Here is a 15,090-nt window from a genome sequence, read left to right on the forward strand (position 1 = left end):
ATGGACAACGAAGCGATGAGCGTGCGTGGTTACGTAGCCGAACAAAGCAAGCGCGCGTTGGCGCTGCTGCTGTGCTTCACCGTGACCTGGACATCGTTCCCGGCGTGGGCGCAGGTTGCGCCGACGGCCAACCCCGGTGGTCAGACGCCCGGCCAACAGGTAGCAGCCAACGGCGTGCCGGTGGTGGATATCGTCGCCCCCAATGCGCGCGGCATTTCGCACAATCGCTACAGCAATTTCAACGTCGGCCCGAACGGGTTGATCCTCAACAACAGCGCGCAGATCTCCAAGACCGAGCTGGGCGGCTATGTGGCCGGCAACAATAATCTGCAGCGCAGCGGTGCGGCATCGTTGATCCTCAACGAGGTCACCTCTGCCAGCAGCCGCCTGCAGGGCTACACCGAAATCGCCGGCGCCAAGGCGCAGTTGGTCATTGCCAATCCCAATGGCATTTCCTGCGATGGCTGCGGATTTCTCAATACCTCGCGCGTCACGCTGACCACCGGCACGCCCAACCTGGGCGGAGATGGCGCATTGACTGGTTTCACCATCACCGGCGGTGCGCTCAGCATCGGCAGCAATGGTCTTGACGCCTTCAATGTGGATCGTCTGGATCTGCTCTCGCGTCAGCTCAGCGTCAATGGATCGATCTGGACCAAGGAATTGGTCGCGAGCGCAGGCGCTGGGCGCGTCAACTACGACGGCATGTTGCTCGACGTGCTGCCTGGTACCGATGGTGCTGCGCCGTCGATCGGCATCGACGTGGCGCAACTGGGCGGCATGTATGCCGACCGCATCCGTCTGATCGCTACCGAAGCCGGCGTGGGCGTGGTCAGCCGCGGCACCCTGGCCGCGCAGAGCGGTGATCTGCAGATCGACAGCGCTGGCCAGGTGAGTCTGAGCGGCACCGCCGTGGCACGCGATGGCTTGAATGTGCGGGCAAGCGGTGATCTGGACCAGCGCGGCGTGCTTGGCTCGCAGCAGGGCGATGTCAGCTTGCGCGGCGCAGGCATGCGCCTGGCCGGCGACCTGGTGGCCGCTGGCGCGTTGAATGCGCAGGCCGACGGTGCGTTGAGCCATACCGGGCGTAGCAGCGCGGGGTCGATCCGTCTGTTCGGCTCCGAATTGACCGCCGATGGCAGCCTGCATACCACCGGCGCGCTGGAGCTTGGCGCTGACGGCGTGTTGCGCAGCGGCGGTGTGGCCTACGGCGGCACGGGTGCAACGCTGCGCGCGAATCGCATTGCATTGTCCGGCACCTTGCAGAGCGGTAGCGCCATTGCATTGAACGCAGCCAGCATCGATGCGCTGGGGACGCTGGATGCAGCGTCCGCACTGCGTGTGGTCGGCAGCGGTGATGTGCGCATGGGCGGGTTGGCCCAGGCCGGGCAGGATGCAGAGATACAGGCCGGTGGCCGCCTGGATGTGCAGGGTCGGGTGATCGCTGCCGATACGCTCGTGCTCAACGCCGCTGCGATCGATATTGCGCAACGCGGCGCCGTCTCGGCTGGCACGGATCTGGATCTGCGCAGCGCCGGCGCGTTGAGCAATGCCGGTAGCGGCTACGCGGGGCGCGACTTGCGTGTTCAGGCCAGCGATCTGACCACCACCGGCAGCCTGTCTGCCGCGCGTGATGTGCAGGTAACCGTGGTTGGCGGGCTGGTCAACGCCGGGACCATCGTCGCCGGCAATGCATTGACCGTAGACGCCGCACAGCTGGAAAGCCGCGGCGACATCGGTAGCCAACGCGGCGACGCCACGCTGCGCAGCCGCGCTGGCTTGAGCTTGAGCGGGAACACGGTGGCAGGCGGCACGCTGGCGCTGGATGCCGGCACTTATGCACGGATTGCCGGTGCGGTGAATGCCGCCAGCGTGAACCTTCGCAGCGGCGGCGATGCAGCGGTGTCCGGCACGTTGCAGAGCACGCGTGGTGCACTGAATATCGCCACCGGCGGCGCGCTGAGCAGCGATGCCATCGTGCATTCGGCTGGTGTGCTCGACCTGCAGGCGAACGGTGCATTGCGTCAACGTGGGCAGCTGCGCAGTGGCGGCGCGCTGCAATTGCGCGGCTCCACGGTCGATCATGATGGTGCGATCGATGCAGGCGGCGATCTGCGGATTGCAAGCACTCACGATCTGGCCCTGAGCGGCACGGTGCAGAGCGCTGGCGCTGCTACCTTGCAGGCAGGTGGGCTGCTGGACAATCGCGCCAACGTGGTTGCAGCAGGTGGACTGCAGGTGGATGCCGCGTCGCTGCGTAATGCGCAGGGCGCTGCGTTTTCGTCCGATGCCGATATGCGCTTACGCACCACCGGTGCGCTCGACAACGCCGGCAGCCTCTATGCCGGCAATGCACTCCAGCTCGCCGCTGACACGCTGACCCAGCGTGGCCGGGTCGGTTCGGGCAATACGCTGTCGGCGTCGGTAGCAGGTGCGCTCGACAACACTGGCAACATCGTGGCCAAGAACGCCTTGCAGATCGAGGCCGGCAGCTTGCGCAGCAGCGGTCAACTCGGCAGCGAAGCGGCAGAGGTGCGCCTGACCACCGATGGCGACATCGCATTGCAGGGTGTGGTCGCCGCGGGGACGTTGCTGCAGGCCACGGCCGGTGGCGATCTGCAGCAAGCAGGTTCCGCGACCGCGCAGACCATAGTGCTCGCTGCCGGACGCGATCTCACTGCGGCCGGCACCTTGCGTGCTGCATCCACGCTGGATATGCAGGCGCAGCGCACGCTGACGTTTGCCGCACAAGGCCAGGTGGGTGGCGATGCTGCATTGCGTGCAACCACTGTGATTAGCAGCCAGGGTGCGGTGTTGCAGGCTGGCGGTGCGATCGCGCTGGACGGCGCCGCAATCGATAGCCGCGGCACGCTCGACGCAGGCGGCGATCTGCAAATGCGCAGCGATGGCGATCTGTCTCTGGCTGGCATTGCACAGAGCGGACGTGATGTACGTCTGAGCGCGGCCAACGCCTTCAGCAATGCCGCGCAGGTTGTTGCAGGCCGCGATCTTACAGTGCAGGCGCAACGTCTGGACAACACTGCCGCTGGCGTGTTGGCAGGCGAGGGCAATGTGGCCCTGACGACCACGGCGCAGCTCAACACCGCCGGCCGCGTGCAGGCCGGTGGCGATATGCAGCTCACCGCGGCAGCGCTGGACCAGAGCGGCAGCGTGTCTGCAGGCAAGGCAATGACGGTTGCGGTAGCGGGCACGCTGGACAACCGCGGCACGCTGGTTGCCAAGGAGGCGATGCAGATCGATGCAGGCACGCTGCGCAGCACCGGGCAATTGGGCAGCGAACGTGCCGATGTGACATTGGCCAGCCAGGGCGTCATGCAGCTGGGCGGCGTGGTCGCCGCAGCAACCGCGTTGCGCGCCACCGCCGGCAGCGATCTTGAGCAAGCCGGCGCGCTCAACGGGCAGTCCATTGCACTGCAGGCCGGCCGCGATCTGACCCTCGGCGGCACCCTGAATTCTGCATCCACCCTGGATCTGCAAGCCCAGCGCACGCTGGCCTTGAATGGCCAGGCAGCTAGCACGGGCAGCGCCGTCCTCAAGGGCGCAACCATCGCCACTGGCAGCACGGCTGTCCTGCAGAGCGGTGCCAACATCACCCTGGAGGGCACGGCGATCGACAGCCATGGCTCGCTCGATGCAGCATCCGATCTGAGCGTGCGTAGCGCAGGCGATCTGACATTGGGCGGTATTGCCCAGGCCGGACGCGACGTCGCGCTGACCGCTACTGGTGCGTTGCGTAATGGCGCGCAAGGTGTCGCCAAACGCGACCTCAGTGTGCAGGCGGCCAGCGCCGAAAACCTGACGAACGCGACGCTGGGTGCGATGCGCGATCTGCGTGTCGAGATCGCTGGCGCATTGGACAACAGCGGTACCTTGCACGGCGAGCGTGGGCTTGCGCTGTCGACAGGGTCGCTGTTGCAGCGCGGCCGACTCTATAGCGGCGATGCGCTCTCGATCGCATCGACCGGCGCATTCGATAATCGGGGTCAGCTGGTTTCCGGCAAGGATCTGAGTATCGCCGCCGGCAGCATTACCAGCACCGGCCAGCTTGGCTCGGTGAATGGCGCGCTGACGCTGATCAGCCAGAATGCGATCGATCTGCAAGGCCTCGTCTCTGCCGCCACCACGCTGCAGGCCACTGCAGTGGGTGACCTGGTGCAATCCGGTTCGCTCACCGCGCAGACAGTTGGCCTGCAAGCGGGTCGCGATCTCACTGCCGGCGGTACGCTGCAGTCGGCCTCCACACTGGACTTGCAGGCGCAGCGTGCGCTGGTCCTGAATGGTCAGGCGCAGGCAGGCAGCGATGCCGCGTTGCGTGGCAACAGCATCGCCACCGGCACTGCTGCTGTGCTGAAAAGCGCTCGTTTGATCACCCTGGAGGGCGCGGCCATCGACAGCCGCGGCACGCTCGACGCCGGCAGCGACCTGCGTCTGCGCAGTACCGGCGCACTGGCATTGGCAGGCGTGGCGCAAGCCAATCGCGACGTCGTCCTCAGTGCCGACGGCGCGTTGAGCAATGCCAGCCAGGTCGTCGCAGGTCGCGACCTATCGGTGCAGGCAGCCACTGTCAGCAATGCTGCCCTGGGCACGCTGGCTGCACAGGGTGGCGTCACACTCACTACTGGCACCTTGCAGAACGCAGGCAGCGTGCAGAGCGGTGGCGATTTACGCATGACCGCCACCAGCATCGACCAGAGCGGTGCCGCCATCGCCGGCGAGGCGTTGACTGTCATGGCGACCGGGCTGGTCGATAACCGCGGCAACCTGATCGCCAAGGACGCGTTGACCGTGGACGCAGGCACCCTGCGCAGCAGCGGGCAGCTTGGCAGCGAAACAGCCAACGTCACGCTGGTCAGCCGCGGCGACATCGCGTTGCAAGGTGTTGTGGCCGCCGCAACCGCGCTGCAGGCAACCGCTGCCGGCGACCTGCAGCAAGGCGGGTCGCTCAAGGCGCAGTCGGTCGCATTGCACGCAGGGCGCGATCTGGTTGCAGCAGGCACGTTGCAGTCGGCGTCGTCCCTCGACCTGCAGGCGCAGCGCACGCTGGCGTTGAACGGGGAGGCTGCTACTGGCGGCGACGCAACCCTGCGCGGTGCGACGGTCACCACCGGACAAACTGCTGTCCTGCAAGGCGGCGGTGCGATCAGTCTTGATGGCGCGGCGATCGACAGCCGCGGCGCGTTGGATGCGGGCACTGATGTGACCCTGCGCAGCACGGGTAACCTGGCAGTGGCCGGGGTGGCACAGGCCGATCGCGCTGTCGTGCTGAGCGCGACCGGCGCATTGACCAACGCGGCGCAGGTTGTCGCCGGCCAGAATCTGTCCGTCACCGCAGCCAGTGCAGGCAACACCGCGACGGGCGTGCTGCTGGCGCAAGGCGACACCACGCTGTCCATCGCTGGCTTGCTCGACAATGCCGGCGCGATGCGCGCAGGCAATCAATTGACGCTTGGTGTCGGTTCGCTGCGTCAGACCGGTCAGGCGTACGGCTTGCAGCGCTTGGGTCTGACCGCCGCAGGTGCGGTGGACAATCGCGGTGATTTGATTGGCGGCAACGGCCTGCGTGTGGAGGCCGCGCAGCTCGCCAGCACTGGTCAGCTCGGTAGCGAGCGCGGCGATGTCGCCTTGATCAGCCGTGGCAACCTGCAGCTCGACGGCAGCCTGGCAGCGGCGGGCGCGTTCTCTGCGCAAGCCGACGGTGCGTTGGCGCAAAGCGGCACCCTGAGTGCAGGCAGCACGCTCGACCTGCGCGCAAAAAGCGATCTGACCATTGCAGGCCAGCTACGCGGCCAGCAGGTCACGCTGGCCAGCGACGCCGTGGTGCGTCAGCAGGGCGTGGTCAGTGGTGCGACGGTGGGACTGCAAGGCGCGCGGATCGAAAACGCCGGGCAGACCACCGCCGCCGGAAATCTGAGCCTGCGTGCGGGCGAAATCAGCATCGCCGGTACGGTTGGAGCAGGCATTGCCGGCGATGGCAACCTGGGAACCGGCAGTACGTTGAGCCTGGTCGCCGATCGCCAGCTGAGTGCCTCGGGCAAGTTGTTGGCAGGCGGCAATCTGCTCGCGCAAGGCGCCCAGCTGCAGCTGGCTGGCGCCAGCACGCGCGCCACCGGCAATGTCGCGCTGACCACCGGCGGTAGCCTCGACCATCGTGGCGGCGACCTGCTCGCCGGCGGCATGCTGACCGTGCAGGCAGGCGGCACCATCGATAACGGCCGTCTCACGACGACTGGCGGCCAACTCCAGGCCAGTCAGCTCAGCATCGATGGCGGCAGTTTGAACAATGCCGGCGGCCGTCTCGTTCAAAGTGGTGCAGGTGCGACGCGCGTCAGCATTGGTGGCGCAATCGACAATACGTCGGGAACCTTGGCCAGCAATGGGCAGGATCTGACCATCACTGCCGCAAGCCTTGAGAATGCGCAGGGACGGATCGAACACGCCGGTACCGGCACTGCGTCGGTCACCAGCCGTGGCGCATTGGGCAATGCCAACGGTCGCATCGTCTCGCAGGGGACGCTGAACATCGGCGCCAGCAGCGGCATGAACAATCAGGGGGGCACGGTGGCTGCCGCTGGCGATGCAACGCTTGCTGCGGCCAGCCTCAACAATCTCGGTGGTTCGGTCGCTGCACGCGGTTTGACGGTGCAAAGCGGTGGTGCTGTCGACAACCGTAGCGGCCTATTGCAGGCCAGCGGTGGCGCGATGACGTTGCGTGCCGATAGCCTCAGCAATAGCGGTGGCACGCTGCAGGCGGTGAGCAGCGGTGGTACGGGCGGCAGTCTGCGCGTCGAGCTCACGCGTGGGTTGGATAACGGCAACGGCATCATCGGTGCCAGTACCGATGCAGTGATCACTGCGGAAAACATCGCAAGCTCCGGTGGCAGCCTGCAAGCCGGGCGCGACCTCAGCGTCACCGCACGCGGCCAGCTGGACAATCACCAAAGCGGCAAACTCAGTGCGGGCCGCGATCTCAATGTTGCGGTGACAGGCGCGCTGCTCAACAGCGGCGGCCAGCTCGACGCCGGTAACACGCTCACCGTATCGGGCGGACGGATCGACAATACGCAGGGCAGCATCGTCAACAACGGCGGCGGTCTGACGCGTATCACCACCGGCGGCGCATTGACCAACACCAGCGGTAATCTCGGTGGACGCGGCAGCGTGGTGATCGATGCTGCCAGTATTGCCAATAACAGCGGGCAGCTGGTGGCAGGCGGCGACTTGATCGCCAATACCAACACCTTGAACAATCAGGGCGGCAACATCTATGCCGGCGCGAGCTTCCTGCTGCAGCGCGCAGGCGCCACGCTGGACAATCAGAACGGCAGGATCAAAGCCGAGCAGGCAGTTCGCCTGAACCTGCAGAGCCTGAGCAATGCCGGTGGCCAGATTGGCGCGGGCAGCATCACCGGCGGCGCTGGCGATGTGGTGATCGATACCGTCGGGTTCGACGGTGGTGGCAGCATCCTGGCGCAGAACCTGCTGGATCTGACCTTGCGCAGCGACTACACGCATCGCGCCGGCGCAGATCTCACCAGCAATGGCGATTTCAACCTGCGTGTGGGCGGCAACCTGGTCAACGAGGCAACGCTCAAGGCAGCGCGCCGCCTGGACATCACCGCCAGCAGTATCGCCAACCGTGCCGGCGCCAACATCCTGTCCAACGATACCCGCCTCAACGGCGGCAATGTCATCGACAACGCCGGCAGTATTTCCGGCAACGCCGCGCTCTCGCTGGTGGCAAACAGCGTCTACAACACCGGCAGCATCGTCGGCGGCAATGTGTCGGTGAATACCGGCACGTTGGTCAACGGCGCGGATTTCGGCGGTGCGACCGACAACGCTGCCTATGGTTCGGCCCTGCTGGGTTCCACCGGCAACATGAACCTGATCGTGCGCGATCAACTGCTCAACCGCGATGCCCGCATTTTCAGCCTGGGCAATATCGCCATTGGTGGTGCGCAGGATGGTGGTGGCACCTTGGTCTCGCGCACCGGTGTGGTGAATAACCTGTCGGGCAGTATTGAGGCCGATGGAAGTATTTTGATTGCGGCCAGTCAGCTGAATAATCGGCGGCGGGTGATCAATACGACCAGCGTTTCTACCGATCCCGGCGACGATGTGTATTCGGGTGGCGAGCTTATCGAAGGCAAAGCAATCAGGAATCTGCAGGGTGCGCGTGCGCCTTACCCTTACAGGGGGCTCGCGCCGGGTATTTATCGCAACTACCAAGTAATCCAGCAGGAACAGCTGTCATCGGCAAGCGCTGAGGGGAAAATTGCTGCAGGCGGAAACATTCTGCTCTCCGGGAGCGTCACAAATAACGCATCCACTATCGCCGCTGCTGGGCTTTTTGCAGCAAATCAACGGGGTCTTGGTGGGCTCTCGGACAACATGATTGTTGGCGGCGAGCAATTGTTCAACCAGGCGCTCGCGTTAAACCAGACGGTTCGCCAGAGTGATGTCGAACATATCGTTACTGCGATCACCAACGACTGCATGCAGCCGGTGGGACAGAAGGTCGTCTGCTATTACGAGGAAGAAGACCAGAGGCTGAATTCTTCGACCACAAGCAGTAGCTACATCGCCCTGGGCGCCAGCATGACCGGCGGCCAAGGCGTCAGCATCAACGGTGCCAACATCAGCAACGGCGCCGTCGGTAGCGATGGCCGTAACGTCAGTGGTGCCTCGCTCAATGGCGTCAGCGCACAAGGCGGATTGAGCGGCCGCACGCGGCAGACCGCGGCAAATGTCGCTGGTCAGGCGGTCATCGGCCGGGCCAATGGCGGCGCAGCCAGCATCAGCGTGGCGAGCAATACTGCCGGCAACGCGGGTGCGCAGGTTGGTGCAAATACGCAGGATGCCTCGCTTGCGGCATCCGGCGGCATCGTCGCCATGTCGGTCGCACCGGTCATGTCCAATGACAGTGGCTTGGTGCGCAGCACCGTTGATCAGGCCAACGTGCAGACCACCGCGACCGGTACCGGCGTCGTTGCAGGCGCTGGCGAAAGCCGCACCCGCATCGATCCGGCCACCATTCCGGTGACCAACATCGTTGGCGGCGGCCAGACCTCGCTGACGCAGATCGATCTGCCCATCGGCGGGTTGTATCGCCTGTCCAATGGCAACGCGACCGATCGCACGGCCATGGGGCGTGCGGCAGTCGGCCTCGGCGGCATCAACGCTTGGCGCAGCAATGGGCCGGGCCGTCGTTACCTGATCGAGACCGATCCGCGCTTCGTCAATTACGACAACTTCATCAGCAGCGATTTCCTGCTCGACAAGCTGGGCGTGGACCCGGAGTGGACCCAGACCCGTCTGGGCGATGGCTTCTACGAGCAGCGCCTGGTGCTGGACCAGATCACCCAGCTCACCGGCCGTCGCTATCTGGGCAACTACGCCGATGGCGTGGCGCAGTACCGCGCCTTGCTGGAGTCCGGTGTCGCGGCCGCAGGCCAGCTGCAGCTGAGCATGGGCGTGGGCTTGACCGCCGCCCAGGCGGCCGCGTTGACGCAAGACATCGTGTGGATGGTGGAGCAGGACTACCAGGGCCAGAAGGTGCTGGTACCGGTGGTGTATCTGGCCTCCAACTCGCTGCAGTTGCGCGGTAATGGCGCCTTGATTGCTGGCGGCAATGTCGAGCTCAACGCCAACAATGCCATGAGCAACCAGGGCGTGATCGCCGGTGCCGACGTCAGCATCACCGCCGGCAACCTGCTCAACCAGGGCCGCATCAGCGGCACCGGCAGCGTGGCGCTGGAAGCACGTAACGACCTGTTCAATCAGGGCCAGATCCAGGGCCGCGATGTCGCCCTGGTCGCTGGCAACAACCTGATCAGCGAAGCAACCAAGGCCATCAACGGCGTCGGCATCCTGTCGGGCATTACTGCTAGCAACACCCTGCAACTGTTTGCCGGCAACGACATGACGTTGACCGGTACCCGCGTGCAGGCCGACGGCAGTGCGGCCTTGATCGCAGGCAACACCCTCAGCCTTACCCCAAGCGCGTTGCGCGACGATAACGGCCTGCTGCGCGGCGGCGATGCCGTGTCGGTCATCACCGGCAAGGATCTGATCGTCTCGGCAGGCAACGCCCTGCAACTGCACGGCGTCACCATCAACGCTGGCGGCAGTGCCGCGCTGCAAGCAGGCAACAACCTGTCACTGACCCCGACCACGGGCCTGGATGGCAAAGTCGCCACCCGCACCACCATCAGCACCGGCGACAGCCTGCAATTGACTGCAGGCAACGACCTGACCATCCGTCAGGCCAACGTCAACGCCGGCGGCGATCTGATCGCCGCCGCAGGCAACAATCTCAACGTCGAGTCGGTGCTCAACGACAGCGAGACCAACAGCTACAAGACACGCAACGGCAAAACCCGCGTCACCACGACGACCACCACCCAAACCATCGATCAGCAAGCGCTGACGGCCGGCGGCAACCTCATCCTCAGCGCCGGCAACGACGTCAATCTGGTCGCGGCCAAGCTGGACGCCGGCAAAGGCCTGGGCATCAGCGCCGGCAACGACATCAATGCCAGTACGCTGACGACGGTGGACACCAGCAACACCCTGGAAACGCGCAAGCGCTTCAAGCAGACCACCGCGACCAGCGATGAAACCGTCTACGGCACCGAGTTCAGTGCCGGCGGTAACTTGGCGATGCAGGCCGGTAACGACCTCACCCTGACCGCCGCATCTGCGGCCGCCAAGGAGGGCGGCATCACTCTGGCTGCCGGCAACGACGTCAACCTGCTCGCCGCCAGCGAGCAGCACGATGCCGTGCAGGACATGACCAAGAAGAAAAAGGGCACGTTCTCCAGCAAGACCACGACCACGCATGATGAGTGGAAGGACACGCTGGCCGTTGGGACGTCACTGAGTGGCGATACGGTGCAGATCGTTTCGGGTAACGACTTGCTGTCGAAGGGCACCCAAATTGTCGGTACCGGCGACGTCACGCTTGCAGCAGGCAACAACCTAACCTTGGAAACTGCTCAGAACACGCATAGCGAAGAGCATGACAAAGTCACCACCAAGTCTGGTCTGTTCGGAAGTGGCGGTATCGGGGTGACGCTTGGCAAGCAAAAGGTCACCACCGGCGCCGACATCGACCAGACTACGCATACCGGAACGACGGTAGGCAGCCTTGAGGGTGACGTCACACTGGTGGCCGGCAACAAGTTGGCGATCACCGGCAGTGATGTTATGGCGTTGCAGGGCGACCTGACCGCGACCGGCAAGGACATCGCGATCACGGAGGTTTACAACGACAATGACGCGGAACAGCGCAGCAAGTTCAGCCAAGGCGGCTTGTCGCTGACCTTGAGCTCGGCTGCGATCAGCCTGGCGCAGGCGGCAAACGACAGCTACAAGGCCAGCAAGGAGGTCAAGGGCGACAGTCGCATGGAAGCACTTGCGCTCGGATCGGCTGCCTATAGTGCATATGGCTCAGGTCAGGCCCTCGCACAGGCAGGCGGTTCGCTAGGCGGCAGCGCAAAAGATGCGGCTCAGGGCGCCAATCTGAGCATTGCCATCAGCATCGGCGGCAGCAAGAGCGAGAGCAAGAGCACGCAGACGTCCAGTCTTGCACAGGGCTCCAAACTACAGGCAGGGGGTGACGTCAACCTGATTGCGACAGGCGGCGGCGACCAGAGCAACCTGTTGATTCGTGGGAGTGACATCAAGGCGGGCAATGATCTGCTGCTGGCAGCCGATCACGACGTGCTCATCGAAGCAGCCAAGAACACCGCCGAGCAAAAAAGCACCAGCAAGAGCAGCAGTGCGTCGCTGGGTGTGGGCATCACTTACGGCCCGGATGGTGCGGCATTTGGCGTGATGATCAGCGCAGCTGGATCGCGCGGCAAGGCCAACGGCGAGGATCTGACCTACAGCAATAGTCATCTGGCTGCAGGCAACACTGCCACGGTCATCAGTGGCAACGACACCACGCTCAAGGGCGCGCAGCTGTCGGCAGACAATGTAATCGCCGATGTCGGTGGGAATCTGAGCATCGAGAGTTTGCAGGACACCAGCACCTATGACAGTAAGGACAAGAGCGTAGGTGCGAGTGTGACCTTCGGCGCAGGTTTCAGTGCCAGCGCAAGCTATAGCAGCAACAAAGTCAGTGGCGACTTCGCCAGCGTGACCGAGCAGAGCGGCATCCAGGCCGGCGATGGCGGTTTCAATATTCGCGTCGGCGGCAATACCGACCTGAAAGGAGCGGTGATCGCTAGTACGCAAACGGCCGTGGACGCAGGTGTGAATCGCCTCCAGACCGGCACGCTCACGTATAGCGATATCGAAAACACCAGTAGTTACGATGCGAAGGGATTCAGCCTCTCGGGCGGCTACAGCAAGGGCAAAGACGACAGTAAACAACAAGGGGAAGCCGGTCAGGTCCAGCCGACCGTCAACAATGGTGAGAACTGGTCGTGGCAGAACTTCCAGACTGGAAGCACCGGTACAGCGGCTGGCATAGGGAGCAAAAATGGCGACGCGACATCGACCACCACCAGCGGGATCAGTGGCGGCAGCTTGGTCATCACCGATGAGGCTGGGCAACTTGCCAAGACTGGCAAGACTGCCGCAGATGCCTTGGCAGGTCTGAAGCGCGACGCGATCAGCGGCGATGATGCAGGTGGCTTGACCAAACAGTGGGATGGTCAGGCACTGCGTGATCAGGTCGCCGCACAAGCGCAGATCACCGCGACGTCAGGGCAGCAAGCGACTAAGTTTGTTGGCGATTACGCACAGGGAAAAGTTGACAAGGCGGCCGAGCTCTATGCGGAAGCAGACGCAACCGGTGACGACAGCAAGCGTGCCGAAGCTGATCAGTTGATGAAGGATTGGGGCAATGGTGGCACGTTGCGCGTGCTGTCACATGCGGTTGTGGGTGGTCTAACAGGTGGCACAGAAGGAGTGCTAGGCGCGGCCTCAGGCACCGTTGCTGCGCCGTACCTGGCAGAAGCGCTGGAGAAAGCAGGAATCAATAAAACGGTGGCTGCGACGTTGACAGGGTTGTCAGCGAGCGCGCTAGGCGCTGCGGCCGGTGGTGCTGCAGGCGGTGCCGCAGCCTTGAATGAGGTGTCCAACAATTACCTCGGCCATCAGGAACGGATGGAATATGCCACGGCCTTGATCGCTTGTTCCAAGTCTGGCACCCAGTGTGAGCGCGCCGAGCAACTAAAGGCACTGTCGGAAGAACGCAATCTTGCATTACGCGGTGCGTGTAGCGATCCGGCCAGTAGCGGGTGCGCGGAGCAAAAACAACTGGCCGCCGTAGCCATGCAGGATCAGCTCGATCACGCAGGGGAATACACCGCGTGGCTTGCGGGTCATGTGCCTGAATTGACTGGTCTGTTCAACTCCGACAAGGACGGTACGCTGACCAAGGACTTCGTCACCCATGTGACGACTGCAGATCTTGGGCACAAGCTTGCGTGTGCGATGGCAGGCGATTGCAGCAACCAAGCGCTGGTTTCGGCAGCATGGAACGGCAGCATTCCGCTATCGGTTGCAACCGCTGATTCTGCGCTGCGCGCGGCATTGGGTATGGGGGCAGGTACGGTTGGTGCTACCGGCCGGGTCTGGGAGATGGTTGCCGGTGTGGCAGAGTTGGCAAAAGGTATGAGTCCTGCCGGCCAGGTCGGGAAGACAATTGATCAACTCGCCTACCTGTGGGGTAACGGTTACGCAGCAACTGCCGATAAGAACTTCAACGACGCAAAGGGCGCGTTAAATGCAATAAAAACCGGTATCAGCGGTTATGCAGAGGATCTTGCATTTGCGGCCTACACGAACACCCACGGCTCTTGGGATATCTATGACATAGCCAAGGCGGGTGCAATCGGTGGCAAGGTCAGCGTTGACGTATTCTCACTGGTTGCTCCAGAGCTCTATGTAGGCAAGGCAGGTGTCGGTGCCAAAGCAGCCTCAGGCGTGGGCGATGCGTTTAAGGCTGATGATGTAATTGATTATATAAATTCTTTGCGACCGAAGGGCACTCCTTCAGGGGCGTCAAATGCCAGGCTCGGCAGCGCTTCCGACGCTATTTATACGGAAACAAGGCCGCTTGGAGATGAATTTCCAAATTTGATTGGGGTGAATCCCCATTATGTCGAGGGTGCTGGGTCAGGCGTGAACACTAACTGCGTATCTTGTGTAAATGCGGCGCAGGAACGGCTTTCTGGGAAAAATTTGGATGCGGTTGCTGATGCAACAAAATATGCGGATATGAATGCGTTGCTTCCATCATCGCCCTTCGGATTTAATTCTCCGAGTAAGCCTGCAGCAGTTATAGAGGAAATGCTTAAGGAAGGTAGCGGTGCTGCGCGACCGCTTATTATTGAACAACCGGGAAAGGTTAGTCATGTTATTAATGTTGTAAATAAAGACGGAAAAATTTTCTTTATCGACACCCAATTAGGTAAGATAGTTCAGCTAAATCCTGATGTGACCGTTCAGCTCGGGAGGCCCCCGCTATGAAATATGAAGCGCAAAATATATCTGTTGTGGAAGCATTAAAAATTGCTGAAAAGGAAGTTCGGGTGATTTTGGGGGATGTTGTTGAAAATGAATTCCCGATATTTAGTGATAGGTACCTGGAAGCAGAATTTTGCTGGATGTTTTTTTTAAGGGGGGATATAAATATACCTTCCGATAGAATGCTCGGTTTGAAATGGGCTTACGTTGTAAGTAAAAAAGGGCGTTTCGCAATGGTCCAGGATCTTTCATCTGATGAGCATAAGCTCCAAGACTATTTGTTGAAAATGTCAGACCATTTCATGAGGAGAAATGAGTAAGCCGAAAAAAATTAAAAAAAGGGGGCGGAGGTAATTAAGCGGGACTCCGCCCTGGGCGCCAGCATGACCGGCGGCCAAGGCGTCAGCATCAACGGCGCCAACATCAGCAACGGCGCGGTCGGCAGCGATGGCCGTAGCGTCAGTGGTGCCTCGCTCAATGGCGTCAGCGCACAAGGCGGATTGAGCGGCCGCACGCGGCAGACCGCGGCAAATGTCGCTGGTCAGGCGGTCATCGGCCGGGCCAATGGCGGCGCAGCCAGCATCA

Annotated in this window: 2 protein-coding genes; both read left to right on the top strand. The window is 62.6% G+C overall.

All coding sequences use genetic code 11. From position 1 onward, the window contains the following. Entirely contained in the window at positions 1–14,508 is a 14,508-nt protein-coding gene (locus ACCQ06_RS10585; protein WP_316692308.1) for a hemagglutinin repeat-containing protein, read from the top strand. Next, positions 14,505–14,825: a hypothetical protein gene (locus tag ACCQ06_RS10590; RefSeq protein WP_316692310.1), complete on the top strand. Its 321-nt coding sequence runs from the start codon at positions 14,505–14,507 to the stop codon at positions 14,823–14,825. Before ACCQ06_RS10585 ends, ACCQ06_RS10590 begins: the two co-directional genes overlap by 4 nt. Positions 14,826–15,090: the final 265 nt, after the last annotated feature.

It is taken from the genome of Xanthomonas sp. NCPPB 4467, assembly GCF_041475665.2.
Taxonomy (GTDB): domain Bacteria; phylum Pseudomonadota; class Gammaproteobacteria; order Xanthomonadales; family Xanthomonadaceae; genus Xanthomonas; species Xanthomonas dyei.

What these genes read in the sequence shown, in the direction of transcription:
- ACCQ06_RS10590 (WP_316692310.1), top strand. Translation starts at nt 14,505, where the DNA reads ATGAAATATGAAGCGCAAAATATATCTGTTGTGGAAGCATTAAAAATT.
- ACCQ06_RS10585 (WP_316692308.1), top strand. Translation starts at nt 1, where the DNA reads ATGGACAACGAAGCGATGAGCGTGCGTGGTTACGTAGCCGAACAAAGC.